Genomic DNA, 23883 nt, shown 5'->3' on the forward strand with positions numbered 1-23883 from the left:
GCTATCATCACGGCTGAATTCCCCGTGCGGCGCCGACCTGGCGCCGACTGCGGGCCTGGTCCATACGCATCAGCAGGCCCTCGTGACGATCCGCCAGCTTCCCGACACCCTCATCAACCAGATCGCCGCGGGCGAGGTCGTCGAACGGCCTGCCTCGGTCGTCAAGGAACTGGTGGAAAACGCCCTCGATGCCGGGGCGCGACGCATCGACATCGACCTGGAAGAAGGCGGGGTCCGCCTGATCCGCATCCGCGACGACGGCGCCGGCATCCCCGCCGATGAATTGCCGCTGGCGATCTCGCGCCACGCCACCAGCAAGATCGCCTCGCTCGATGACCTGGAGGGCGTGGCCACGCTCGGTTTCCGTGGCGAAGCGCTGCCGTCGATCGCTTCGGTCAGCCGCTTCGCGCTGATGTCGCGTCGCCAGGGCGCCGAGCACGGCGCATCGCTGGAAGTCGATGGCGGACGTGTCGGCACTGTGGCGCCCAAGCCGCATCCGCAGGGCACCACGGTTGAAGTCCGCGACCTGTTCTTCAACGTGCCGGCGCGGCGCAAGTTCCTGAAGGCCGAGCGCACCGAGCTGGGTCACATCGAGGAATGGCTGCGGCAGCTGGCGCTGGCGAGGCCGGACGTGGAACTGCGCGTATCGCACAACGGCAAGCCGTCGCGGCGCTGGAAAGGCGAGGGCGAGCTGCTGTCCGACGTGCGCCTGCACGAAGCGCTGGGCGAGGAATTCGCCCGCAATGCGTTGCATGTGGATCACTTCGGCGCGGTCCACTCGACGGGCTCGGGGCAGGGCCTGCGCCTGCATGGCTGGATCGCCCAGCCGGCCTACAACCGGGCCAGCGCGGACCAGCAGTACTTCTACGTCAACGGTCGCGCGGTGCGCGACCGCAGCGTGGCGCATGCGGTCAAGCAGGCCTATGCCGATGTGCTGTTCCATGGCCGGCAGCCTGCTTACGTGCTGTTCCTCGAACTCGATCCGCGCCGCGTCGATGTCAACGTGCATCCGGCCAAGCACGAGGTGCGTTTCCGCGACGCGCGGCTGATCCACGATTTCGTCTATCGCACCCTGCAGGGAGCGTTGGCCGAGACTCGCGCGGGCGTGTCGATGGGCGTGACGGATGGAGCGCCGAGTCCGGCTTCGCCGACCCGTTTCGCGACCGAAGCCCCGCCCGCATACATCGACTACCGGACACAGTCGCCACTGCCGATGCAGGTCGCCGAAACACGCGTCGGCTATGCAGCGCTGTATGGCGCGCCTGCGCCTGCGATGTCGCCCCCGCCATCGCCATTGCCGGCAAGCGAAGAGGCCACGTTGCCGCCGCTCGGCTACGCGGTCGCGCAGCTGCACGGCATCTACATCCTGGCCGAAAGCGCGCAAGGCCTGATCGTCGTCGACATGCACGCCGCGCACGAGCGCATCGGCTACGAGAAACTCAAGAACGCGCACGATGGCGAGGGTCTGCGCACGCAACCGCTGCTGGTGCCGGCGACGCTGGCCGTGTCCGAGCGTGAGGCCGAGGTCGCCGAACGCGAATCGGCGACGCTGGCGGAACTGGGCTTCGAAGTCACCCGCAGCGGCCCGCAATCGCTGACCCTTCGCAGCGTGCCGGCGCTGCTGGCGCACGGCGATGTCGAAGCCTTGCTGCGCGACGTGCTGGCCGACCTGCGCGAGCACGGCGAGTCCCGCCGCGTGGCAGCGGCGCGCGACGAACTGCTGGCGACGATGGCCTGCCATGGCGCGGTGCGGGCGAACCGCCGTCTCACTTTGCCGGAAATGAACGCACTGCTGCGCGAAATGGAAGTGACCGAGCGCTCCGGCCAGTGCAATCATGGACGTCCGACCTGGGCGCGATTCAGCCTGGCCGATATCGACCGTTGGTTCCTGCGGGGACGTTGAAGCATGTCTATCCGATTCGCCGTTGCATCGATTACCCGGGCACAGCCCCTTCGCCTGGCGGCATTGGCGCTGGTGTTCGCGCTCGCTGCCTGCGGCAAGTCCGCCTCCGACGACGCGCAGGAGCGCAAGATGGCCGAACAGGCAGCCGCCCGTGAGGCGGCATTCGCCGCCGAGCAGAAGGCCTGGCGCGATGACCGCGTGTCCAAGCTGACGCAACCTGAGGGTTGGACCAGCCTGATCGGCCTGCACTGGATCGATCCGGGTTCACATTACCTGGGCAGCGACGCCGACAACGGCATCCGCCTGGCAATGGGGCCGGCGCACCTGGGCCTGCTGCACATGAAGAGCGGCCATGTGCGTTTCGTGCCCGAACGCGGCGCGGCGGTCACCGTCGATGGCACACCGCTGACCGGAAGCGCCACGCTTCGCGTCGACGACGATCCGGCCGGCCCCAGCAAGCTCGGCTTCGACGAAGGCAAGGGCGTCGCGACGGTGATCAAGCGCGGCGACCGTTACGCATTGCGCGTCAAGCATGCCGATGCGCCGACCCGCACGGGTTTCAAGGGCATCGACTATTGGCCGCTCGATGCGAAGTGGAAGATCGACGGACGCTTCATCGCGCACCCGCCGGGCAAGACCATCGCCATTGCCAACATCATCGGCACCACCGACGAGGTGCCCAACCCGGGCGTCGTGGAATTCGAGCGCGACGGCAAGACCTTCCGCCTGGAAGCGCTCGACGAAGGCGACCAACAGTTGTTCCTGGTGTTTGCCGACCGCACCAGCGGGCACGGCAGCTACGGCGCCGGCCGCTTCCTCTATGCGGCACTGCCCGATGCACAGGGCCGGGTGAAGCTCGACTTCAACCACAGCTACAACCCGCCGTGTGCGTTCACGTCGTTCGCGACCTGTCCGTTGCCGCCGCCGGAGAACCGCCTGGACCTGGCGGTCAACGCCGGTGAAAAGAGTTATTCCCACTCCACGCCATGATCCGCATTCCCGAGGCCGCGATGTCGCTCCCCTTCAAGAAGCTGGGCCTGACCGCACTGGTCGTCGCCGCGTTGTCTTCGGCCGCGGCGCTGGCAGTGACGCAGGAAGGCGCTGCGCCCTCCGCGCCGGTGGCCGTTGCGACCGCCGCCAAGGCGCCGCCGGTGCCGCTGCTGTGGAAAGTCTCCGATCGCGACAATGCCGTGTACCTGCTCGGCTCGTTCCATCTGCTCAAGGCCGACGACTATCCGCTGTCGAGCGACATCGATACCGCGTTCACTGCCGTCGACAAGGTGGTGTTCGAGGTGCCGCCGGAGCAGATGACCGATCCGGCCACGCAGGCGAAGTTCCTGGACGCGGCAGGCTTTGGCGATGACCGCAACCTGAGCCAGGTGCTGCCGGCCGACCTGCGCGAGAAGCTGTCGCGCCTGATGGCGAAGAGCGGCTCGTCGATCGACATGGTCGACGGTTACGAACCGTGGTTCGTCAACCTGTCGTTGCTGATCGGCGTGTCGCAGTCGTTGGGCTTCAGCCCAGACAAGGGCCTGGACCAGTACCTGATGCAGCAGGCGGCGGCGACCAACAAGCCGACCGGCGGGCTGGAGACGATGGACCTGCAATTGCAGGTACTTGATGCCTCGCCGATGGCCGAGCAGATCACTTCGCTGCGCGAGTTTCTCGACCGCCCGCAGGACATGCCGGGCCTGCTGACCGACCTGCACCAGGCCTGGCGCGACGGCGACGTTGCCAAGCTCGACCAGTTGACCCGCGAGGAGATGCGCGAGAAGACGCCGCAGACCTATCGCATGGTCAATGTCGAGCGCAACGACGCCTGGGTGCCGCAGATCGGCAAGATGCTCGACGCGAAGAAGGGCGACACCATGGTGGTCGTCGGTGCGCTGCACCTGCTGGGCGAGGATGGCGTGGTCGAGAAGCTGCGCGGCAAGGGCTACAAGGTCGAGCGGGTGTGCTCGGCCTGTGCAGGCGCAGGCGAACAGTCCGCGCAGTCGAAGTAGACCTCGACTCGCGACCGCAGCGTAGGGCTGGCCTTGGCCCGCCGAACTTAGCAGCGGCGTATCGCGGCGGCGCTTGGATAGCATCGCCCGTCCATCCCCTCGACTTCAGCGCTGCGCGCTAACGCTCAGGACGAACGGTGACGCGACGGCTGGGGTGACGGGCCAAGGCCCGCCTACGGGCTGACCGGAGTGGCGGACCGAGGCCCGCCTTACGGCTCCACCAGCACGATGCAGTCGACCGGGCAGGCCGGGACGCACAGCTCGCAACCGGTGCACAGCGGTTCGATGACCGTGTGCATGTGCTTGGCGCCGCCGATGATGGCGTCGACCGGGCAGGCCTGGATGCATTTCGTGCAGCCGATGCAGTCGGCCTCGACGATCAACGCAACTTGCGCGGGCTTGTGCTCGCCACGCGAGCGATCGAACGGCTTGGCCTCCACGCCGAGCGCCCGCGCCAGCGCGCGCGCGCCGGCGTCGCCACCGGGCGGGCAACGATCGATGTCGGCTTCGCCGGCCGCCATCGCCTCGGCATACGGGCGACAACCGGCGTAACCGCATTGGCCGCATTGGGTCTGCGGCAGGATGCGATCGAGGCGTTCGGTCAGGTCGGTGGTCACGTGCTTGCCATGCCGGTCACTCCCGCATTCACGCGAGCGACGTCATCCGGTCACCGGACCGGCATGCCCGGTTGCACGCCGCTGTCCGCATCGAGCAGGTGCAACGTGCCGCCGTCGAAGCCGGCCGACAGGATCATGCCTTCGCTGATGCCGAAGCGCATCTTGCGCGGCGCCAGGTTGGCGATGAACACCACGCTGCGGCCGACCAGCTGATCGGGCTGTGCATAGGACGCGCGGATGCCGGAGAAGATCTGGCGCTTGCCCAGCGGGCCGGCATCGAGTTCGAAGCGCAGCAGCTTGTCCGATCCATCGACGAACTCGCAGGCCAGCACCTTGCCCACGCGCAGGTCGAGCTTGGCGAAGTCGTCGATGCCGATGTGGGCGGCTGCGGGATGCGCATCGGGAGCCGGCGGTTCGGCGCCGCTCTTGTCGGCCGGGACGACGGCCGGGGCCGCGGTCGTGTCGGCGGGCTTCAGTGATTCCTTGGAGGATTCGATCATGGTGTCGATCTGCTTGGTGTCGATGCGGGTGAACAGCGGCGCGTAGCTGGCGATGCGATGGCCCAGCAGCGGCTCGGCCAGATCGTTCCAGCCCGCTACCGGAGCGGCGAGGAAGGCTTCGGCCTGCTCGGCCACGCGCGGCAGCACCGGCTTGAGCGCGGTATTGAGCACGCGGAACAGGTTCAGGCCCTGCGTGCACACGGCCTGCAGTTGCGCATCGGCGCCCTCCTGCTTGGCCAGCACCCACGGCTTGTGCTCGTCGATGTACTTGTTGGCCTCGTCGGCGAGGGCCATCGTCAGGCGCAGCGCGGTGGCGGCCTCGTTGCGCTCGTAGGCCTGCGCGATCGGCGCCAGTTGCTCGGTGAAGCGCGTGTACATCGCCGGGTCCGGCAGTTCCGCGGACAGTTGGCCGTCGAAGCGCTTCTCGATGAAGCCGGCGCAGCGGCTGGCGAGGTTGACGAACTTACCGACCAGGTCGGAGTTCACGCGCGCGGTGAAGTCTGCGAAGTTGAGATCGACGTCGTCGACGCCGCCGGCGGTCTTGGTCGCGAAGTAATAGCGCAGCGCCTCGGGCGCGATGCCTTGGTCGAGATAGGTGCGCGCCATGATGAAGGTGCCGCGCGATTTCGACATCTTCTCGCCGTTGACCATCAGGTAGCCATTGACGTGCAGGCGCGTCGGCGCGCGGAAACCCGCGCCGTGCAGCACCGCCGGCCAGAACAGGCCGTGGAAGTTGACGATGTCCTTGCCGATGAAGTGGTGCATCTGCGCGGTGCTGTGGGGCGTGAGGTAGCTGAAGAAATCCAGGCCTTCGCGCTCGCACAGCACCTTGAAGCTCGCCAGATAGCCGATCGGCGCATCCAGCCACACGTACAGGAACTTGCCCGGGTGGCCCGGGATCTCGAAACCGAAGTAGGGCGCGTCGCGCGAGATGTCCCATGCGCGCAGGCCGCCCTCGGCGTCCAGCCATTCCAGCAGCTTGGCCTTGACGCCCGGCGTGGCGACGTCGCCGGCGAGCCATTGCCGCAGGAAATCGGTGAAATCGCCGACCTCGAAGAAGAAGTGTTCCGACTCGCGCACCTCCGGCGTGGCGCCACTGAGCACCGAGCGCGGCTCCTTGAGTTCGCTGGGGGAATACGTGGCTCCGCAGTTCTCGCAGTTGTCGCCGTACTGGTCGGGCGTGCCGCAGTTCGGGCAGATGCCTTTGACGTAACGGTCGGGCAGGAACATGCCCTTGACCGGGTCGAACAGCTGCGCCACTGCGCGGCGGCGGATATGGCCGTTGTTGTCGAGCTTGGTGTAGATCGCCTGGGTCAGCTCGCGGTTGTGCGCGGAGTTGGTCGAGTCGTAATGGTCGACGACCACGCCGAAGTCGCGCAGGTCGCGTTCATGCGACGACTGCATGCCGGCAATGAACGCCTCAGGCGTAACTCCGGCTTTTTCGGCCGCCAGCATGATCGGCGTGCCATGGGTGTCGTCGGCGCTGACGAAGCGCACCTCGTCGCCGGCCATTCGCCGTGCCCGCACCCAGATGTCGGCCTGGATATAACCGACCAGGTGGCCCAGGTGGAGCGCGCCGTTGGCGTAGGGCAGGGCAAAGGTGACGAGGAGTTCGCGGGACATGGGGGGGATCGGTGCCGAAAGAACGGGGAATTATCGCATGCACTCATGCGAGCCCTCGAACCGGGCAAAAGCCGGCCCGAAAACGACGACGCCCCGGCAGGGCCGGGGCGTCGGAATGAATGATGGCGGCGAAACCGTCAGCGACGCACCCACGTCTGCGTGCGGCCGAGCATCGAGAAACCCATGAAGCCGCGCACGTCGAGCTTCTTGCCGCCTTCGACCGGCGTCACCTTGACCGAGTACGTCTTGCCGTTCTTCGGATCCAGGATCTGGCCGCCTTCCCAGGTATCGCCCTTCTGGCGGATGCCCCACAGGATCACCATGCCCTTGACCGGCTTGTCCTTGCGGTCGCCTTCGCACTTATCGCAGATCGGATTGGGGCCGCGATCGGACTGCAGGATTTCGGTGACGCGGCCGGCGAGGCTGCCGTCCTTGGCCTGGTAGATCTCCACCACCGACTTGGGCTTCTGCGTCTTGTCGTCGATCGTGGTCCAGGTGCCCACCGGCGTGTTCTGCGCGGCCATATTCTGTGAAATCGCGCTCAGCGGCAGGGCCAGCAACAGCAGGGCAAGCAGTTTCGTACGCATGTTTCCCCTCCCAGGGATTTTCGTATGGGCCACGCGCTGTTCGCGCGGTTGCGGCCTGTTATACCAGCATCCGCTTGCGTACGGAGTCGCGTCCGGTCGCATGTTGCGCAGTTGGCCGTTGTATCCGGTCCGACGCGCGGTCCCCTTGGGAAACGTAAAATAAGGGCCCCTGCGCATCGCCAGCCCCTGCAAGGCCCCTTTCGTGACCGAGTCGCTGCAAACCCGTATCGCCGCCCTGACGGTGCCGGAAACCGATATTTCATTGGGCGAGACCAAGGCCCGCATCCGCGTCGTCGAGACCGCCGGGCGGGTCGTCGTCGAACTGGTCCTGGGATTCCCCTGTCAGAGCCTGAAGCCGTGGCTGCAGGCCGAGATCGCGCGCATCGTCGCGGCCGACGGCGGAGAACTGGCGCATCTGGATATCCAGCAGCGCATCGCCACCCACGCGGTGCAGCCGAACGTGTCGCCGCTGCCGAACGTACGCAACCTCGTCGCGATCGCTTCGGGCAAGGGTGGTGTCGGCAAGTCGACGACGGCGGTCAACCTGGCGCTGGCACTGGCGGCCGAGGGCGCGCGCGTGGGCGTGCTGGATGCCGATATCTACGGCCCCAGCATTCCGATGATGCTGGGACTGAGCGGCCGTCCCGACAGCCCGGACGGCAAGTCCATCGAGCCGATGCGCGCACACGGCATCCAGGCGATGTCGATCGGCCTGCTGATCGAACAGGACACGCCGATGATCTGGCGCGGCCCGATGGCGACGTCGGCGCTGACGCAGTTGCTCAACGACACCCGCTGGGACGACCTGGACTACCTGATCGTCGATCTGCCGCCGGGCACCGGCGACATCCAGCTGACACTGGCGCAGAAGATTCCGGTCGCCGGCGCGGTGATCGTGACGACGCCACAGGACGTGGCCACGCTCGACGCGCGCAAGGCGCTGAAGATGTTCGAGAAGGTGGAGGTTCCGGTGCTCGGCCTGGTCGAGAACATGGCCGTCCACGTCTGCTCGAACTGCGGTCACGCCGAGCACATCTTCGGCGAGGGCGGCGGCAGTCGCATGGCCGCCCAGTACGGCGTGCCTTTGCTGGGCAGCCTCCCACTGGAAATCGCGATCCGCGAGCAGGGCGATCTCGGCGCACCGATTGTGACGTCTTCGCCTGAGTCGGTTGCCGCTCACGCCTATAGGACGACCGCCCGTCGTCTGACGGTCGGGCTTGCAATTCGTGCGCATGTCGCACAACCGCTGTCTGTCTCGCTTATAGGGTCCTGAGCCCCCATTTTTCTGCTGCGTCGCAACATGCGAATGGCTGATTGCGCAAATTAGATTCGGATCGCGCGACCACCCGGTCGCGCTCTTTTATCTATTTGTCCATTTGCCGAGGGGTTTTTCTGCATGAAGCACCCGTACCGTACTGCGGCGCTCGCCAGCGCCGTGCTCGTCTCGCTTGGTCTCTCCTCCGCCGCATTCGCCGGCGGCCGTCCCGATCTCGCCATCGCAGGCCTCAAGGCCGGTCGCGCCCATGAGGCGGACCAGCTACTGGTGAAGTACCGCGATGGTTCCACCGCCGCGCAGCAGGCTGCCGTCCGTAACGGCCTGGGCGCGCAGAAGCTCGAAACCGTACGTGGCGGCAAGGGCGAAATCGCCCTGCTGCGCATGCCGGCCGGGCGCGACCTGGCCTCGGCCATCAGCACGCTGAGCAGCAACCCGGCCGTCGAATACGCCGAGCCGAACTGGACCTACCAGCACAACGCCACCTCGAACGACACCTACGCCACCAACGGTTCGCTGTGGGGCATGTACGGCGATGCGTCGTCGCCGGCCAACCAGTACGGCTCGCAGGCCGCTGAGGCCTGGGGCGCCGGCCACACCGACTGCAGCAACGTCTATGTCGGCGTGATCGACGAAGGCATCTACTACAACCACGAAGACCTGACCAACGTCGTGTGGACGAATCCGTACGATCCAGTGGATGGCGTCGACAACGACGGCAACGGTTACGCCGACGACACCCGCGGCTGGGACTTCGACGGCAATAGCAGCAACATCAACTCCGGCGGCGCCAACGACGACCACGGTACGCACGTGACCGGCACGATCGCCGGCGTCGGCGGCAACGGCAAGGGCGTGGCCGGCGTGTGCTGGAGCGGCGCCAAGGTCATCAGCGCCAAGTTCCTCGGCCGTCGCGGCGGCACCACCGCCAACGCGATCAAGGCGGTGGACTACATCACCGACCTGAAGACCCGTCATGGCCTGAACATCGTCGCCACGAACAACTCGTGGGGCGGCGGCGGCTTCTCGCAGGGCCTGCAGGATGCGATCGGTCGCGCCAACACCGCGAACATCCTGTTCATCGCCGCTGCCGGCAACGACGCGTACAACAACGACGCCACCGCCAGCTATCCGTCGGGCTACCCGAACGCCAACGTCATCGCAGTCGCCTCGATCACCAGCACCGGTGGCCTGTCGAGCTTCTCGCAGTGGGGCGCGACCACGGTCGACATCGGTGCGCCGGGTTCGGGCATCTGGTCGACGGTGCCGGTGAGCTCCAAGGGCAACGTCGTGTCGGGTTATGCCAGCTACAACGGCACCTCGATGGCCACCCCGCACGTGACCGGCGCGGCGGCGCTGTACAAGTCCTCGCATTCGGGCGCGACCGCTGCCGACGTCAAGGCCGCGATCCTGGGCTCGGCGGTACCGACGCCGTCGCTGCAGGGCAAAGTGCTGACCAATGGCCGCCTGAACGTCAGCGGCTTCTGATCCCGTCGGTCCGAAAGGCCGATCCGAAGGCCCGGCACGCGCCGGGCCTTCGTGTTTTCTGACCAGGGCGCCGCCCGAGCCAACCGGCGAGCCGTTAGAATCGCGCTCTCCGACCCGCTGGATAGCCAGACCGCATGAGCATCAAGTCCGACCTTTGGATCCGTCGCATGGCCGAGCAGAAGGGCATGATCGAGCCGTTCGAACCGGGCCAGGTCAAGACCGCTGCCGATGGCCAGCGCATCGTCAGCTACGGCACCTCCAGCTACGGATACGACGTGCGCTGCTCGCGCGAGTTCAAGGTGTTCACCAACATCAACTCGACGATCGTCGATCCCAAGCATTTCGACAGCGGCAGCTTCGTCGACATCGAATCCGATGTCTGCATCATCCCGCCCAATTCGTTCGCGCTGGCGCGCACGGTCGAGTACTTCCGCATCCCGCGCGACACGCTGGTGGTGTGCCTGGGCAAGAGTACCTACGCGCGCTGCGGCATCATCGTCAACGTGACGCCGCTGGAACCTGAGTGGGAAGGCCACGTCACGCTCGAATTCAGCAACACCACGCCGCTGCCGGCGCGCATCTACGCCAACGAGGGCGTGGCGCAGATGCTGTTCTTCCAGTCCGACGAGGTCTGCGCGACGTCGTACAAGGATCGCGGCGGCAAGTACCAGGGGCAGGTGGGCGTCACGCTGCCTCGGACCTGAGCTTATTGTCGTTCCGGCGTGAAAAAGGCCCGCGCGAGCGGGCCTTTTGTTTGCAGCAGGAGTGTTCCCTCAGCGACGCACGTAGGTAACGAAGAACCCCTGCAAGTCCCCGTTCTCGGTGTAGCCGACCACGTCGATCACCTGGTAGCCGTTGGCGTTGAAGGCCTGGTGGGCCTGGTTCAGTTCGCCCGCGGAGCCGGACTTGCGCGCACCCCAGTCGACGTCGACGTAGATGCTGACCGTCTGCTGGCCCGAGCGCGCGGCCTCGGCGGCCTTCTTGTCGTACTGGCCCTGGGTGGCGGCGATGGCGGAACCGGTGGCGAGGGCCACGGTCAGCATCAGGGCGGTGGCGAGGGATTTACGCATCGATGGCTTCCTAATGGGTGGCGCCCGCGGCCAGGCGGACATCGTGTTTCACGGTCAGTGCGGTCGCGATCGCCAGGCGCAGTGCCTGGGTCGCCACCGACGGGGGCAGGCTCGGCGCTCCCGGATGGTGCGTCGCCTGCGCTGGAGAATACGGAATGTGGATGAACCCGCCCCGGACGGCGGGCACGTTTCGCAACGCGTGCATCAGCCCGTAGAAGACGTGGTTGCACACGAAGGTGCCCGCGGTCTGCGAGATCTCGGCGGGAATGCCCGCCGCACGCAGCGCCGCGAGCATCGCCTTGATCGGTAGATCGGTGAAATAGGCAGCAGGGCCGTCGTCGGTCACCGGTGTGTCCACCGGCTGCGCCCCGGCGTTGTCGGGGATGCGGGCATCGTCGACGTTGATCGCCACGCGTTCCAGCGAGATCTGGGCGCGTCCTCCGGCCTGGCCGACGCAAAGCACGAGGTCCGGCTGCAGGTCATCGATCGCCGCGCGCAATGCCTCCAGCGACGCGCCGAATTCCACCGGCAGGCAACGCGCGACCACGCGGCGGCCTTCGATGTGCTCGCCATCGAGCACCTGCACGCAATCCCAGCTGGGATTGCAGCTTTCGCCTCCGAACGGAACGAAGCCGGTCAGCAGTACGACGGGGTCTTCGCGGTTCATCGGAACGCCAGCCAGTACATCAGCGCCAGGTTGACCAGCAGCAACGGAATCGCGGTCGGCAGTTGCGCGCGGATCACGGCGTTGGGATCGTCCAGCTCCAGCAGCGCCGCCGGCACCAGGTTGAAGTTGGCCGCCATCGGCGTCATGAGCGTCCCGCAATAGCCGGTCAGCATGCCGAGCGAACCCAGTACGGCTGGCGCCGCCCCGTGCTGCTGGATCAACAGCGGCAGGCCAATGCCGGCCGTCATCACCGGGAACGCCGCAAAGGCATTGCCCATGATCATCGTGAACAACACCATGCCCAGGCCGTAGGCGAGCACGCAGGCCAGGCGGCTGTCGGCGGGAATCACCGAGGACACGATCGCGGCGACCGCATCGCCCACGCCGCTGGCGGCGAACACGCCGCCCAGCGTGGCCAGCACCAGCGGCAACAGCGCCGCCCAGCCCATGGTGTCGAGCAGGCGGCGGCCTTCGTCGGCCGCCTGCAGCGGTCGTTGTCGGGTGACCACGATGGCGGCGATGGCCGACACGACGCAGGCCAGCGCCAGGCCCATCAGCGTCAGGCTGCCCTTGCCGAACAACGCGACGCCGCCGATGACGATGTGGTCGCCGAACAGCACCACCAGCACGGTCAGCAGCGGAATCACCAGCGCCGGCAGGAACAGCCGGTGGCCCAGCCGCTGCGCCGATGCCAGCCGCTCGGATTCCGGCGCTTCGGCGATGTGCTCGCGGCGCATCCGCGTGGCGAGCAGCGCCAGCGCGATCACGCCGGCGCCCGCCCATTGCGAGGGCAGGGGATTGCCGGCTTTGCTTGCGCTCAGCACCGTCTGGCCAGATGCGAACAGCAGGGCGATCAGTCCCCAGAACGCCGCGTGCGCGTAGCGTCGTTCGCGCAGGTTGCGCCAGCCGGCGTAGGCCAGGAACGCGGCCAGCAGCAGGTAGAAATGCTCAATCGACAGCATCGGCGCGCTCCGGTGCGAATGCGGCGCGCCGGTCGAGCGCACGCTGGAACAGCACGATGCGCACGGCGTGAATCACGAACGCAGCGATCGCCGTCGGGATCGCCCAAAGCGCGATCTGCAGCGGTTCCAGCGCGATGCCGTGTTCGGCGTAGAAGCCCTGGATCAGCAGCACCGCGCCAAAGGCGAGGAAGACGTCCTCGCCGAAGAAACGCCCGACGTTGTCGGTGGCGGCGGCCAGCGCATGCACGCGCTGGATCTCGTCGCGGGGCAGGGTGCCGTGGGGTTTCTCCGCCGCCGATTCGGCCATCGGCGCAAGCAGCGGGCGCACCGTCTGCGCATGGCCGGCGATGTCGATCAGGCCGACCGTGCTCAACCCCTGGCGCAGGGCGAGATATCCGGTCAGCAATCGCGCCAGGGTCAGCCCACGCAACTGCGCGATCCAGCGCAGCGCATGCTCGCGCAGGCCGGCGCGCTCCAGCAGCCCGATGGTCGGCAACGTCATCACGAACATCAGCAGGGCGCGGTTGGAGACAAAACTCTCGCCGAGCAAGGCCAGCAGTTCCGGAATCGTCTTGTCGGCGGCGATACCGCTGACCAGCCCGGCACTCACCACCACGATCACCGGGTTCATGCGCAGCACGAAGCCCACGACGACCCACGCCACGCCCAGCAACGGCCAGTAGTTGAGTGCCTCGCTCATGCGTCGGTTCCCACGGGGAGGATGGCGACGCCGTCGGCCTCCAGCGCGCTTCGCACCGCCTGCGCGAACGTTGCCGCGTCGCCGCGGTCGCCGTGCAGACACAGCGTGTCGGCGCGCACGGCGACGACGAAACCATCGTCGGCGACGACCTCGCCACGCGTGGCCAGGCGATGCACCTGCGCGATGGCGTCGTCCAGCGACTCGATCACTGCGCCCGGCGTCCCGCGCGGCAACAGCCGGCCACGGTGGTCGTAGCCGCGTTCGGCGAACACTTCGTGGGCGACACGCAGGCCGTGCGCTTCGCCCGCGGCGGGCAATGCCGAGCCCGACAGGCCGAACAGCACCAGCGACGGATCGAAGGCCGCCACCGTCGCCGCGATGGCGTCGGCCACGGCGCGATCGTCGGCGGCGACGTTGTAGAGGGCGCCGTGCGGCTTCACGTGCGACAGGTGCATGCCTTCCTCGGCCGCGATCGCGGCCAGCAGGGCCAACTGCGCATGCACCATGCGGGCGATGACGTCGGTGCCCATCGGCATGATGCGCCGGCCGAAGTGCTCGCGATCCTCGAACGAGGGATGCGCGCCCGCGGCCACGCCGAACTGGCGGCACAGCCGCAGTGTCGCCCGCATCGTCGCCTCGTCGCCAGCATGGCCGCCGCAGGCGATGTTGGCGGAACTGACCAGCGGCAGGATGGCGGCATCATCGCCGCAGCCTTCGCCAAGATCGCAGTTGAAGTCGATGCTTGCTTTTGGTTGCTCGGTTTTCACTTGCTTGCCCGTCCGCGTGGGGTGGGCGTCAGCCTCGCTTGAACAGCATGCCCAGGCCGACCACGATCAGGATCGCCGGCCACCAGGTCATCAGCATCTTGCCCAGGCTCATGTCGGTGTAGCCCAGGTTGTTGAGCAGGAACAGGGTGCCGATTACGACCAGCACCAGCGCGCCGATGACATTGGATTTCATGGGACTCCGGAAAGGTAAGGCTGACTGAGGAAATTCAGACCGCGGGCAGGCGCGCGTCGATCATCACGCCGATTCTGGCGATCCGGGCCCGTGCCGCGCAAGCCAAACGATGGGCCGTCGCTGCATCGCATGTCTCAAAGTGCAGCCGCTGTCCCGGGACGCACTGCGCCAGGCGCGGCAGATCGGCGGCGATGACATGCCCGAGGCGGGGGTAGCCGCCCACTGTCTGCGCGTCGGCCAGCAGCACGATCGGGCGACCGTCCGGCGGCAACTGGATCGTGCCGGGCGCCACCGGCTCGGAAATGCCGTCCGCGGACGGAGCAGGCAGTGCCTCGCCCTGAAGGCGCAGCCCCTGGCGATTGCTGCTGGGGCTGACCTGCCAGGCTCGAGTCGCGAGCGCGGCCGCCAGCGGATGCGCAGACGCCCGATAGCGGATCGGCGCGCGCGGATCGACGTCGTGGTGCAGGTCGATCCACCAGCCGACGGAGCGGGGCAAGATGGCATCGACGGGGACTGCCACCATTTCGCCCAGCCGAATCGTGTCGTTGGCGCCGAGCGCGCGCCCCGCCAGTCCGCCGAAGCCACCGCGCAGGTCGGTGCTTCTGCTGCCCAGTACCGGCGGCACGTCGAAGCCGCCCGCCACGGCCAGCCAGGCGCGCGCGCCGCGCTGGATCGCGCCGAGTTCGAGCACGCCCGCGGGCAGTTCGACCGGACGGCCCATGGCCACCGGCGTGCCTTCGAAACGCGCAGAGACGGCGGCGCCGGTGATCGCGACGCGCACCGGCACGTCGAATCGCAGTGTCGGTCCGCGCAACACGAGTTCCAGCACCGCGGCGTCGCCGGGATTGCCGACCAGCCGGTTGGCCAGTCGCATCTGGTCGGGATCGAGCGCACCGGCATGGGCGACGCCGAGATGACGCCAACCGCTGCGGCCCAGGTCCTGCACGGTGGTAGACAGGCCCGGCTGGACGACGATCACGCGACTCATGCCGCGAACCCGTCGGCATCGATGGCGACGGCATCGATGGCTATGAAGCGCACGCGATCACCTGGTTGCAGCAGCGTGGGCGGGTCGCGTTGCGGATCGAACAGGACCAGTGGCGTGCGCCCGAGGATGCGCCAGCCGCCGGGACTCTCGCGCGGATAGATGCCGGTCTGCGCACCGCCGATGGCGACGCTTCCGGCGGCCACGCGGGCACGCGGCGTGGCAAGCCGAGGGAGTGCCAGTGCTGGATCGAGGCCCGACAGATAGGGAAAACCGGGCGCAAAACCGATCATCGCCACGGTGTATTCACCGGCCGTGTGCCGTGCGACCAGTTGCGACGATGAAAAACCCAACTCGTCCGCGGCGGACTCCAGATCGGGGCCGTACTCGCCTCCGTAGACGACCGGAATCTCCACTGTGTTGCCGGTCCGCTGCGCGGTCTGCGCGACATCGGCGGCATCCATCATCGCTTCGAGTTCCGCGCGAACCCGCTGCGGATCCGCAGACGGATCAAAGAACACGCCCAGGCTCGCGAATGCCGGCACAAGGTCGCGCAGCCAATGCGGCGCCATCGCGCGGATGCGCGCGGCCACGGCGTGGACATGATGGTTCAGCGCGGGATCGAGCGTATCGCCGAAGCGCAGCAGCCAGGCGTCGTCGGCCAGCGCCTCGATGCCGCAGGCAGGCGAGGTCACGGCGACAGCACGGCCTGCAGCTGCTCGATGCGGTGCACCAGCGCCTCGGTCGTGTAGGGCTGGGCGGAGGCCATGCCCCAGACCGGTTTCGGCCAGGCGATGTCGTCCTGGAAACGGGCGATCACGTGCACGTGCAATTGCGGCACCATGTTGCCGAGCGCGGCGACGTTGAGTTTTTGCGGCTTGAACGTGCGCTTCATCACGTGGCTGACGATCGCGATCTCGTGCATCAGCTCGGCCTGCTGGGCGGGATCGAGGTCGATCAGTTCGACCGCATCGGCCACGCGCGGCACCAGGATCAGCCAGGGATGGTTGGCATCGTCCATCAGCAGCAGATCGCACAGCGCCAGATGAGCGATCGGATGGGTGTCGTCGGCCAGTTGCGGGTGCAACTGCCAGCTGCCGGGAGAATGACCGGGCCGGTTCATCGCAGGTTCTCCCCGAGGAAATCCAGGGTTCGGCGCCAGGCCTGTTCAGCGCTGGCCGGGTCATGGACGTGGTTGTCGACATCGCGATTGAACGCGTGGTCCGCGCCGGGGTAGACATGGACGCGTGCGGTCGGCTGCCTGATGCGGTGCTGCTCGACGACCTCCGGCGGGATGCTGGCGTCGCGCTCGCCGAAGTGGAACATCATCGGTGCACGCAACGGTTCGTCCAGGAACGGCGCCGTGCGCGCGCCGTAGTACGACACGGCCGGCAGGCCCAACCGCGTGTTGGCCAGGAAGCTGACGCTGCCGCCCCAGCAGAAGCCGACCACGCCAACGAGCAGGCCTTCGTTGTGCAGCGCCTCGGCGGCGCTGGCGACGATGTCGATGGCACGGTCGAAGCCGAGCTCGGTGCGCAGGGCGGCGCCGCGTTGGGTGTCGTCCTCGGTATAGGCCAGTTCGACGCCGGGCGCGATCGGGTCGTACAGCGACGGAGCCAGGGCCACGAAGCCGGCCGCGGCGAAGCGTTCAGCCACGCTGCGGATATGGGCGTTGGCGCCGAAGATCTCCTGCAGCACGATCACAGCGCTGTGAGACGGGCCCGTGGGATCGGCGCGCCAGGCGCGGACGGGGCCGTGCGGGGTGTCCAGTTCGGTCCAGTGGGCCATGGCGGTTCGTTCAGCTGGGGGGACGGGAGGATTCTAGCCCCGACGCTATAATCCGCAGCCCTCCCGGACCCCAAGTGGGCCGTCTCCTTGACGGTCGGTCCGGGGTGTTTCCCGTTTTCGCGTCCCTGGTCCGTTCAATGTCCCTTGCCAATCCCAAAGTCGGTTTCGTCAGCCTCGGTTGCCCGAAGGCCCTGGTCGATTCCGAGCGCATCCTCACCCAGCTGCGCGTGGAGGGCTACGACATCGTCCAGAGCTACGACGACGCCGACCTGGTGGTGGTCAACACCTGCGGCTTCATCGACTCGGCCGTGACCGAGTCGCTCGACGCGATCGGCGAGGCCATCGCCGAGAACGGCAAGGTCATCGTCACCGGCTGCCTGGGCAAGAAGCCCGAGCAGATCCGCGAGGCGCATCCGGGCGTGCTGTCGATCAGCGGCCCGCAGGACTATGGCAGCGTGATGACCGCGGTGCACGCGGCTCTGCCGCCCAAGCACGATCCATTCCTGGACCTGGTTCCCGACACCGGCATCAAGCTCACGCCCAAGCATTACGCCTACCTGAAGATCTCAGAAGGCTGCAATCACCGCTGCAGCTTCTGCATCATCCCGTCGATGCGCGGCGACCTGGTGAGCCGCCCGGTCGACCAGGTGCTGCGCGAAGCCGAGAAGCTGGCAATGGGCGGCGTCAAGGAACTGCTGGTGATCTCGCAGGACACCTCGGCCTACGGCGTCGATGTGAAGTATGCCGAGCGCGAGTGGCGCGGCAAGGCCTACCAGACCCGCATGAAGGCGCTGTGCGAAGGCTTGAGCGAGCTGGGCATCTGGACGCGCCTGCACTACGTGTATCCGTATCCGCACGTCGACGACATCATCCCGTTGATGGCGGAGACCGGTGCTCATGGCATGCCCAAGCTGCTGCCGTACCTGGACATTCCGTTCCAGCATGCCAGCCCGCGCGTGCTCAAGCTGATGAAGCGCCCAGGTGCCGTCGACAAGACGCTCGAGCGCATCCAGCGCTGGCGTTCGATCGCGCCGGACATCGCCATCCGCTCGACCTTCATTGTCGGTTTCCCGGGCGAGACCGAAGCCGAGTTCGAGGAGTTGCTCGATTTCCTCGACGAAGCGCAGCTCGACCGCGTCGGTGCGTTCGCCTACTCGCCGGTCGAAGGCGCCAGTGCCAACGCGCTGCCCGATCCGGTGCCGGAAGAGGTCAAGCAGGAGCGCCTGGCCCGTTTCATGGAGCGTCAGGCCGAGATCTCGGCGGCCAAGCTCGAAGCCAAGGTCGGTACCACGCAGCGTTGCCTGGTCGACACGCTCGACGGCGAGCTGGCGATTGCCCGTTCGATGGCCGATGCGCCGGAGATCGACGGCCTGGTGCAGATCCAGAACGGCTTCATGGCCGGCCTGAAGGCGGGCGAGTTCGTCGATGTCGAGATCATGGGCAGCGACGAGCACGACCTGTTCGGCGAAGTGGCATTCGACGACTGAACCCGGCGCTCGCATCGGGGCGATGTCAGTACATCGCCCGCGTCGCCGGCGGGTAAGCAGCCGCAATGCCGGGCCCACGCCGACCGCTGAGTCGGCCTATACGGGAAGGTAACGCACGTCGTGGTGTCATGAATGCGCGCGACGCGCTGATCGATTCGAGATCGGGTAATTCGCGCCCGGTCGTCGCGGATTGTCGCGCGAGGAGGGCTTATGCCTAACAGCGTTGCCGACCGCTTTCACAACCTCCACTTCACCGTCCCCGGTTCGCACATCTCGGGCAAGGCGGTCCTGTACGCAGGACTGGCTGCCGGCGTGGTGTTCCTGGTGCTGGAGTTGATCTTCGCGCCCTTGTTCATGGGCCTGAGCAGCTGGGTTCCGGTGCGGATGATCGCCGCCATCACGATGGGCCCCAGCGCGCTGTTGCCGCCCAACACCATCGACACCGGTGCGCTGATCGCCGCCACGATCATCCACTTCGCATTGTCGCTGCTCTACGCGCTGGTCTTCGCATTCATCGCCAAGGGGCGCTCGCGGCTGACCGACACGATGCTCGGCGCGGGTTTTGGACTGGTGGTGTACCTGGTGAACTTCTACGGGTTCGTGTACCTGTTCCCGTGGTTCGCCGAGGGGCGTCACTGGGCCTCGATCGTCTCGCACCTGGCGTTCGGCGCGGTACTGGGCTACGTCTACGCCATGTATGCCAAGCGCTACGCGAAGTGGGATCACCTTACCCACCCGTAGCCAGGACATTGCGGGAGCGGCGCCGGATCGCGCCGCTCCGCTGCGGGATCCTGCCTTGGATCAGCGGCTGTCGTCGTTGCCGTAGCGGATGTCGACGATCACGAAGCGGACCACGCCCCCGGGCAGGGTCGCATCGAACTCGTCGTCGATCCGCTTTTTCAGCATCGCCCGTGCCAGCGGTGAGTCGATGCTGATCCAGCCGGACCTGGCGTCGGTTTCGTCTGGGCCGACGATGCGGTAGCGCTGGCAGTCGCCGCTGGCGGCGTTCTCGATCTCCACCTGCGCGCCGAAGAACACCGCGTCAGGATCGCTCGGTGTCGTGTCGACCACGCGCAATGCCGGTACACGCTTGCTCAGGTAGCGCACTCGCCGGTCGATCTCGGCGAGTTGTTTCTTGCGGTAGGTGTATTCCGCGTTTTCGGAGCGGTCGCCCTCGGCCGCGGCGGCGGCGAGTGCCTTGACCACCTCCGGTCGCCTGACGCGCCACAGCTCGTCCAACTCGGCCTTGAGGCGATCGTGGCCGGCGCGCGTGATCAGGGCGGTGCTCTTTTCGGGCGGTGGACGCCAGCGGGACATGCAGTGAGAGCCAGGGACGGGTCGTCGTTATCGCAGACAGACCGCCGTCACTCAAGCGGCGGCCGACCGACGTCGGAGGCAGCCATGTTCCATGCACCCCGCTTGTTCGTCGCATCCCTGCTGGGCGCGTGGCTCGCTCTGGCGCCTGCGTGCACGAAGAACGAACCGTCCGCCCCGGCGTCGACGACTGCGGCTCCCGCCGCGACAAAGCACGCACCGGCACCTGCCGCCACGCCTGCGCCTGCTGCAGCCGAGCCAGCCGCCACACCTGTCCCGCCTTCCGCATCGTCCCCGGCCGCGGCCGCGGCGGCGGAAACGCCGGAAAGCCCAGCTATCGCCGAAACCACGACGCGGCAACTCAATCTCGAGAACAAGCCGTGGACCGGCGACTTCGACGCGATCCTCGAGCGCCGGATGATCCGCGCGCTGGTGCCTTACAGCCGAACCCTGTATTTCACCGACAAGGGACGCGAGCGCGGGCTGAGCGCCGAACTGCTGCGGGACTTCGAGCGCTACCTCAACCAGAAATACGCCAAGTCGCTGGGCAAGCGCCCGATCACCCTGTACCTCATACCGACGACGCGCGACCGGCTGCTGCCGGACCTGGCGGCCGGCCTGGGCGACATTGCCGCGGGCAACCTGACCGAGACACCGGCGCGGCTGAAGATCGTCGACTTCGTCACGCCCCGCGACCGCAAGCCGGTACGCGAACTGCTCATCACCGGGCCGCAATCGGCTCCGATCACGCGCCTGGAGGACCTGGCCGGTCGCCGCGTGCACGTGCGGCCCGCCACCAGCTATTACGAAAGCGTCCATGTGCTGAGCGGGAAGCTGGTGCGGGCCGGCAAGCCGGCCATCCGGATCGTGCCGCTGCCGGACGCGTTGGAGGACGAAGACATCCTGGAGATGCTAAACGCAGGCCTTCTCGAATATGTCGTCGTCGACGACTGGAAGGCGCGCATCTGGGCGCAGGTGCTGCCTGCAATCCGGGTGCACGAGGACCTTGCGCTGCGCGAAGGTGGCTACATCGGGTGGGCGACGCGCAAGAACAGTCCGCAACTTGACGCGGCGATCAACGACTTCTACGCCAACTACGCAAGGAAGCAGGGCGTCATCGACTACCGCGTGGCCCAGTTCAACAAGCAGGTGAAGCAGATCACCAACAATACCGGCGACGCGGATTGGCAGCGTTTCCAGACGGTGGTCGAACTCTTCAGGAAATACGGAACCCAATACGACTTCGATCCGGTGATGCTGGCCGCGCAGGGCTACCAGGAGTCCCGCCTGCGGCAGGACGCAAAGAGCCATGTCGGCGCCATCGGCGTGATGCAGGTGATGCCTGCCACCGGCAAGGAGCTGAGGGTGGGCGACATCCGCGAGGTCGAGCCGAACATCCATGCCGGCGCCAAGTACATGGACCAGCTGATGACGCGCTACTTCCAGGACGCGCATTTCAGCGAGGACGTGCGTCCGCTGTTTGCCTTCGCCGCGTATAACGCCGGGCCGGGCAACATCGCCAAGATGCGCCGCGAGGCAGCCGCCCGCGGGCTAAACCCGGACAAGTGGTTCAACAATGTCGAGATTGTCACGGCCGAAAAGATCGGCATCGAGACGACCACCTACGTGCGCAACATCTACAAGTACTACTGCGCCTACAAGCTCGCCCTGCAGCAGGTCGAAGCGCGCCGGCGCGCGCGCGAGCAGGTAGCGGCGTCCGCGCCCGCCGACGACTGATCGGCGGGCACGCCGGTGCCAACGCGGAACAGCGCTTACGGCTTGCTCGCGCGGTCCACCATCTGCGCCGCCGTCAACGGGCCGGCCGCCAGGGTGTCCGTGTGCGAGGCGACCATTGCACGGAATTCCAGCCCGCCCTGTGGTCCGGCCTTAAGACCGCGCTTGCGCGTCATTTCATCGATCTTGTCTGAAGTGGCGTCGTCGACGTCCGGCGAGATCGCGACGTAGTCCCAGCTGTCGCCGCTCATGTGCGCGTACCACTGCGTCGCACCGACGCCGGCTTCGCGATCGATGGCTTCGCGTGTGGCCATCCACTTCAGGAATTCCATTTGCTTGCCCGGAGCGACGCGGTAAATCGCGACGACGACGTGGCCGGGGTCCTGGGCGTAGACCGGCGCGGCGAAGGTCAACGCCGCGGCGGCAGCGAGCGACAGCAGCAAGGGGGAACGAGACATGACGGTCTCCTGGGCGCCGCAAAGCGGCGCGACGGCCTACGGGGACGCATCGCCGCCCGGCCACGACGTCGACACGCTGCACGGAGCCCCCGTCCTGGCGCGCGCTTGGGATAACGCGCCGCGGGGCCGCGGGCGGTCAGCCGCGCAATCGGGTCGAGCGTGTCGCGCTGGTCATCGCGAGCGTTGCGACGCAGCAGTCAACGGCGGCCGCCGAAGATGCTGCCCAGCAATCCGCGCACGATCTGCTGGCCGATGCGATTACCGACGGTGCGTGCGGTTTGCTTGGCCATGGTCTCGACCATGCCCTGGCGGCGCCGGGTGCCGAACACCGCGTCCTTGACCGACTGGCTGAAACCGCCTTCCTCGGCCTCGTCCTGCTCGCGGGTGCGCGCGGGCGGGGCCTTGGCCTGCTCGGCGACCGCTTCGACCTTCTTCGCCAGCATCTCCGCGGCGGAGTCGCGATCGATGCGCTGGTCGTACTTGCCGCCGACCGGGCTGCCGGCTCGCACCTGAGCGCGCTCGGCCTCGGTGATCGCGCCCATGCGGCAGCGCGGCGGCGCGATCAGCGTCTTCTCCACCGGCATCGGAATGCCTTTGTCCTGCAGCGTGGAGACCAACGCCTCGCCGGTGCCGAGCTTGGAGATGGCCTGGGCGACATCGAGCGCGGGGTTGGGCACGAAGGTCTCGGCCGCGGTCTTCACCGCTTTCTGGTCGCGCGGGGTGAACGCGCGCAATGCGTGCTGCACGCGATTGCCGAGCTGGCCGAGGATGTCATCGGGCACGTCATCGGGGAACTGCGAACAAAAATACACGCCCACGCCCTTGGAGCGGATCAGGCGCACCACCTGCTCGACGCGCTGCTGCAGCGCAGGCGGCGCATCGTCGAACAGCAGGTGCGCCTCGTCGAACACGAACACCAGCTTGGGCTTGTCGAGGTCGCCGACTTCCGGAAGCGCCTCGAACAGCTCCGACAGCAACCACAGCAGGAAACTCGAATACAGCCGCGGCTTCAGGATCAGCTGCTCGGCGGCGAGGACGTTGATGACGCCGCGCCCGTCGGTATTGGTGCGCATGAGATCAGCCAACTGCAGCGCCGGTTCGCCGAAGAACATCTCACCGCCTTCCTGCTCCAGCCGAAGCAGGGCGCGCTGGATCGCGCCGATCGACTGCGCGCTGACCAGGCCGTAGGACGTGGAAATGTCCTTGCGTTCTTCCGCGACCAGGCCGAGCAGGGCGCGCAGGTCCTCCAGGTCGAGTAGCAGCAGGCCGCGGTCGTCGGCCAGCTTGAAGACGATGTCGAGCACGCCCGATTGGGTGTCATTGAGCTCCAGCACGCGGGCCAGCAACGTCGGCCCCATCTCGCTGACGGTCGTGCGCACCGGATGGCCGAGCTTGCCGAACAGGTCCCAGAACACGGTCGGGTTGGCCTCGCAGCGGTAGTCGGCGATGCCGATCTCGGCGATGCGCGCCTGCAGCTTGTCGCCGGCGGTGCCGGCGATCGCCAGGCCCGCCACGTCGCCCTTCACGTCGGCCAGGAACACCGGAACGCCCATCCGCGAGAAGCCCTCGGCCACCGTCATCAGGGTGACCGTCTTGCCGGTGCCGGTGGCGCCGGCGACCAGCCCGTGGCGGTTGCCGAATTTCGGGAGCAGGACCACTTGGCCCTGGCTTTCGGGAAGCGAAGTGGGGGTGGTGACGGCCTTGCCGATCAGGATCGCGTGGGTCGGGTCCATGTATGGGGAGCTTCCAGTGAACGTGGGTCGA

The 23883-nt window shown here is 67.2% G+C and carries 25 protein-coding genes; 9 read left to right on the forward strand and 16 right to left on the reverse strand.

What is annotated here, in order from left to right:
* The first annotated feature begins 82 nt into the window (after positions 1-82).
* The 3 genes from mutL to J2X06_RS07030 are packed head-to-tail and all read left to right on the forward strand — an operon-like array spanning position 83 to position 3906.
* Positions 83-1903, forward strand: coding sequence for a DNA mismatch repair endonuclease MutL (gene mutL, locus J2X06_RS07020; RefSeq protein ID WP_310060087.1), 1821 nt, complete (start codon positions 83-85; stop codon positions 1901-1903).
* A 3-nt stretch (positions 1904-1906) separates the two neighbouring features.
* Positions 1907-2893 carry a DUF1684 domain-containing protein gene (locus J2X06_RS07025; protein WP_430539515.1) on the forward strand — a complete coding sequence of 329 codons (987 nt, stop codon included), beginning with the start codon at positions 1907-1909 and terminating at the stop codon, positions 2891-2893.
* Positions 2894-2913: 20 nt separating this feature from the next.
* Positions 2914-3906 carry a TraB/GumN family protein gene (locus tag J2X06_RS07030; RefSeq protein ID WP_310060090.1) on the forward strand — a complete coding sequence of 331 codons (993 nt, stop codon included), beginning with the start codon at positions 2914-2916 and terminating at the stop codon, positions 3904-3906.
* Positions 3907-4115: 209 nt separating this feature from the next.
* Here J2X06_RS07030 and rnfB read toward each other — a convergent pair whose 3' ends face one another.
* From rnfB to J2X06_RS07045, 3 genes are all read right to left on the reverse strand, one after another.
* Positions 4116-4523, reverse strand: a complete 408-nt coding sequence (gene rnfB, locus J2X06_RS07035) for an Rnf electron transport complex subunit RnfB (RefSeq protein WP_310060094.1) — start codon at positions 4521-4523, stop codon at positions 4116-4118.
* 50 nt (positions 4524-4573) lie between these two features.
* Complete coding sequence (gene metG, locus J2X06_RS07040) at positions 4574-6646, reverse strand: methionine--tRNA ligase (protein ID WP_310060097.1); 2073 nt, start codon at positions 6644-6646, stop codon at positions 4574-4576.
* 137 nt (positions 6647-6783) lie between these two features.
* Complete coding sequence (locus J2X06_RS07045; RefSeq protein ID WP_310060100.1) at positions 6784-7233, reverse strand: DUF2147 domain-containing protein; 450 nt, start codon at positions 7231-7233, stop codon at positions 6784-6786.
* Positions 7234-7435: 202 nt separating this feature from the next.
* Here J2X06_RS07045 and apbC point away from each other — a divergent pair, with 202 nt between their 5' ends.
* From apbC to dcd, 3 genes are all read left to right on the forward strand, one after another.
* Positions 7436-8506: an iron-sulfur cluster carrier protein ApbC gene (gene apbC, locus J2X06_RS07050; protein ID WP_310060102.1), complete on the forward strand. Its 1071-nt coding sequence runs from the start codon at positions 7436-7438 to the stop codon at positions 8504-8506.
* 123 nt (positions 8507-8629) lie between these two features.
* Positions 8630-9994, forward strand: a complete 1365-nt coding sequence (locus tag J2X06_RS07055) for a S8 family peptidase (RefSeq protein WP_310060105.1) — start codon at positions 8630-8632, stop codon at positions 9992-9994.
* A gap of 134 nt (positions 9995-10128) precedes the next feature.
* A complete protein-coding gene (gene dcd / locus J2X06_RS07060) occupies positions 10129-10698 on the forward strand; it encodes a dCTP deaminase (RefSeq protein ID WP_310060107.1) in 570 nt (189 codons plus the stop codon).
* 69 nt (positions 10699-10767) lie between these two features.
* Here the strand turns inward: dcd and J2X06_RS07065 are convergent, their stop codons facing one another.
* The 10 genes from J2X06_RS07065 to J2X06_RS07110 are packed head-to-tail and all read right to left on the reverse strand — an operon-like array spanning position 10768 to position 17126.
* Complete coding sequence (locus J2X06_RS07065; RefSeq protein WP_310060109.1) at positions 10768-11064, reverse strand: hypothetical protein; 297 nt, start codon at positions 11062-11064, stop codon at positions 10768-10770.
* A 10-nt stretch (positions 11065-11074) separates the two neighbouring features.
* Positions 11075-11731, reverse strand: coding sequence for a pyroglutamyl-peptidase I (pcp, locus tag J2X06_RS07070; RefSeq protein ID WP_310060112.1), 657 nt, complete (start codon positions 11729-11731; stop codon positions 11075-11077).
* A complete protein-coding gene (locus J2X06_RS07075; RefSeq protein WP_310060115.1) occupies positions 11728-12693 on the reverse strand; it encodes a DUF979 domain-containing protein in 966 nt (321 codons plus the stop codon). Before J2X06_RS07075 ends, pcp begins: the two co-directional genes overlap by 4 nt.
* On the reverse strand, positions 12680-13393 hold the full coding sequence (locus J2X06_RS07080; RefSeq protein WP_310060118.1) for a DUF969 domain-containing protein: 714 nt from the start codon (positions 13391-13393) through the stop codon (positions 12680-12682). Before J2X06_RS07080 ends, J2X06_RS07075 begins: the two co-directional genes overlap by 14 nt.
* Positions 13390-14160, reverse strand: coding sequence for a 5-oxoprolinase subunit PxpA (locus tag J2X06_RS07085; protein WP_310060121.1), 771 nt, complete (start codon positions 14158-14160; stop codon positions 13390-13392). Before J2X06_RS07085 ends, J2X06_RS07080 begins: the two co-directional genes overlap by 4 nt.
* 28 nt (positions 14161-14188) lie before the next feature.
* A complete protein-coding gene (locus tag J2X06_RS07090) occupies positions 14189-14353 on the reverse strand; it encodes a LiaI-LiaF-like domain-containing protein (protein WP_310060123.1) in 165 nt (54 codons plus the stop codon).
* Positions 14354-14387: 34 nt separating this feature from the next.
* Entirely contained in the window at positions 14388-15341 is a 954-nt protein-coding gene (locus J2X06_RS07095) for a biotin-dependent carboxyltransferase family protein (RefSeq protein ID WP_310060125.1), read from the reverse strand.
* Entirely contained in the window at positions 15338-16033 is a 696-nt protein-coding gene (gene pxpB / locus J2X06_RS07100) for a 5-oxoprolinase subunit PxpB (RefSeq protein WP_310060128.1), read from the reverse strand. The genes J2X06_RS07095 and pxpB overlap by 4 nt, the downstream gene beginning before the upstream one ends.
* Positions 16030-16461, reverse strand: a complete 432-nt coding sequence (locus J2X06_RS07105; RefSeq protein WP_310060130.1) for an HIT family protein — start codon at positions 16459-16461, stop codon at positions 16030-16032. Before J2X06_RS07105 ends, pxpB begins: the two co-directional genes overlap by 4 nt.
* A complete protein-coding gene (locus J2X06_RS07110; RefSeq protein WP_310060132.1) occupies positions 16458-17126 on the reverse strand; it encodes a dienelactone hydrolase family protein in 669 nt (222 codons plus the stop codon). Before J2X06_RS07110 ends, J2X06_RS07105 begins: the two co-directional genes overlap by 4 nt.
* A 137-nt stretch (positions 17127-17263) precedes the next feature.
* On the opposite strand from J2X06_RS07110, the gene rimO reads away from it, so the two are divergent.
* Together rimO and J2X06_RS07120 are read left to right on the forward strand one after the other, a co-directional pair.
* On the forward strand, positions 17264-18613 hold the full coding sequence (rimO, locus tag J2X06_RS07115; RefSeq protein WP_310060135.1) for a 30S ribosomal protein S12 methylthiotransferase RimO: 1350 nt from the start codon (positions 17264-17266) through the stop codon (positions 18611-18613).
* Positions 18614-18823: 210 nt separating this feature from the next.
* A complete protein-coding gene (locus J2X06_RS07120; RefSeq protein WP_310060137.1) occupies positions 18824-19354 on the forward strand; it encodes a hypothetical protein in 531 nt (176 codons plus the stop codon).
* A 60-nt stretch (positions 19355-19414) separates the two neighbouring features.
* On the opposite strand, the gene greB is transcribed toward J2X06_RS07120, so the two are convergent.
* Complete coding sequence (gene greB / locus J2X06_RS07125; protein ID WP_310060143.1) at positions 19415-19930, reverse strand: transcription elongation factor GreB; 516 nt, start codon at positions 19928-19930, stop codon at positions 19415-19417.
* Positions 19931-20014: 84 nt separating this feature from the next.
* Between greB and J2X06_RS07130 the strand changes: the two genes are divergently transcribed.
* A complete protein-coding gene (locus tag J2X06_RS07130; protein ID WP_310060145.1) occupies positions 20015-21664 on the forward strand; it encodes a transglycosylase SLT domain-containing protein in 1650 nt (549 codons plus the stop codon).
* 35 nt (positions 21665-21699) lie between these two features.
* Here the strand turns inward: J2X06_RS07130 and J2X06_RS07135 are convergent, their stop codons facing one another.
* On the reverse strand, positions 21700-22119 hold the full coding sequence (locus tag J2X06_RS07135; RefSeq protein WP_310060147.1) for a hypothetical protein: 420 nt from the start codon (positions 22117-22119) through the stop codon (positions 21700-21702).
* Between the two features lie 197 nt (positions 22120-22316).
* Positions 22317-23852, reverse strand: coding sequence for a helicase HerA-like domain-containing protein (locus J2X06_RS07140; RefSeq protein ID WP_310060150.1), 1536 nt, complete (start codon positions 23850-23852; stop codon positions 22317-22319).
* Positions 23853-23883: the final 31 nt, after the last annotated feature.

The organism is Lysobacter niastensis, from assembly GCF_031457115.1.
Lineage (GTDB): Bacteria > Pseudomonadota > Gammaproteobacteria > Xanthomonadales > Xanthomonadaceae > Lysobacter_J > Lysobacter_J niastensis_A.

What these genes read in the sequence shown, in the direction of transcription:
- J2X06_RS07025 (WP_430539515.1), top strand. Translation starts at nt 1,907, where the DNA reads ATGTCTATCCGATTCGCCGTTGCATCGATTACCCGGGCACAGCCCCTT.
- J2X06_RS07030 (WP_310060090.1), top strand. Translation starts at nt 2,914, where the DNA reads ATGTCGCTCCCCTTCAAGAAGCTGGGCCTGACCGCACTGGTCGTCGCC.
- metG (WP_310060097.1), bottom strand. Translation starts at nt 6,646, where the DNA reads ATGTCCCGCGAACTCCTCGTCACCTTTGCCCTGCCCTACGCCAACGGC.
- J2X06_RS07045 (WP_310060100.1), bottom strand. Translation starts at nt 7,233, where the DNA reads ATGCGTACGAAACTGCTTGCCCTGCTGTTGCTGGCCCTGCCGCTGAGC.
- J2X06_RS07055 (WP_310060105.1), top strand. Translation starts at nt 8,630, where the DNA reads ATGAAGCACCCGTACCGTACTGCGGCGCTCGCCAGCGCCGTGCTCGTC.
- dcd (WP_310060107.1), top strand. Translation starts at nt 10,129, where the DNA reads ATGAGCATCAAGTCCGACCTTTGGATCCGTCGCATGGCCGAGCAGAAG.
- J2X06_RS07065 (WP_310060109.1), bottom strand. Translation starts at nt 11,064, where the DNA reads ATGCGTAAATCCCTCGCCACCGCCCTGATGCTGACCGTGGCCCTCGCC.
- pcp (WP_310060112.1), bottom strand. Translation starts at nt 11,731, where the DNA reads ATGAACCGCGAAGACCCCGTCGTACTGCTGACCGGCTTCGTTCCGTTC.
- J2X06_RS07075 (WP_310060115.1), bottom strand. Translation starts at nt 12,693, where the DNA reads ATGCTGTCGATTGAGCATTTCTACCTGCTGCTGGCCGCGTTCCTGGCC.
- J2X06_RS07080 (WP_310060118.1), bottom strand. Translation starts at nt 13,393, where the DNA reads ATGAGCGAGGCACTCAACTACTGGCCGTTGCTGGGCGTGGCGTGGGTC.
- J2X06_RS07090 (WP_310060123.1), bottom strand. Translation starts at nt 14,353, where the DNA reads ATGAAATCCAATGTCATCGGCGCGCTGGTGCTGGTCGTAATCGGCACC.
- J2X06_RS07095 (WP_310060125.1), bottom strand. Translation starts at nt 15,341, where the DNA reads ATGAGTCGCGTGATCGTCGTCCAGCCGGGCCTGTCTACCACCGTGCAG.
- J2X06_RS07105 (WP_310060130.1), bottom strand. Translation starts at nt 16,461, where the DNA reads ATGAACCGGCCCGGTCATTCTCCCGGCAGCTGGCAGTTGCACCCGCAA.
- J2X06_RS07110 (WP_310060132.1), bottom strand. Translation starts at nt 17,126, where the DNA reads ATGGCCCACTGGACCGAACTGGACACCCCGCACGGCCCCGTCCGCGCC.
- rimO (WP_310060135.1), top strand. Translation starts at nt 17,264, where the DNA reads ATGTCCCTTGCCAATCCCAAAGTCGGTTTCGTCAGCCTCGGTTGCCCG.
- J2X06_RS07120 (WP_310060137.1), top strand. Translation starts at nt 18,824, where the DNA reads ATGCCTAACAGCGTTGCCGACCGCTTTCACAACCTCCACTTCACCGTC.
- greB (WP_310060143.1), bottom strand. Translation starts at nt 19,930, where the DNA reads ATGTCCCGCTGGCGTCCACCGCCCGAAAAGAGCACCGCCCTGATCACG.
- J2X06_RS07130 (WP_310060145.1), top strand. Translation starts at nt 20,015, where the DNA reads ATGTTCCATGCACCCCGCTTGTTCGTCGCATCCCTGCTGGGCGCGTGG.
- J2X06_RS07135 (WP_310060147.1), bottom strand. Translation starts at nt 22,119, where the DNA reads ATGTCTCGTTCCCCCTTGCTGCTGTCGCTCGCTGCCGCCGCGGCGTTG.
- J2X06_RS07140 (WP_310060150.1), bottom strand. Translation starts at nt 23,852, where the DNA reads ATGGACCCGACCCACGCGATCCTGATCGGCAAGGCCGTCACCACCCCC.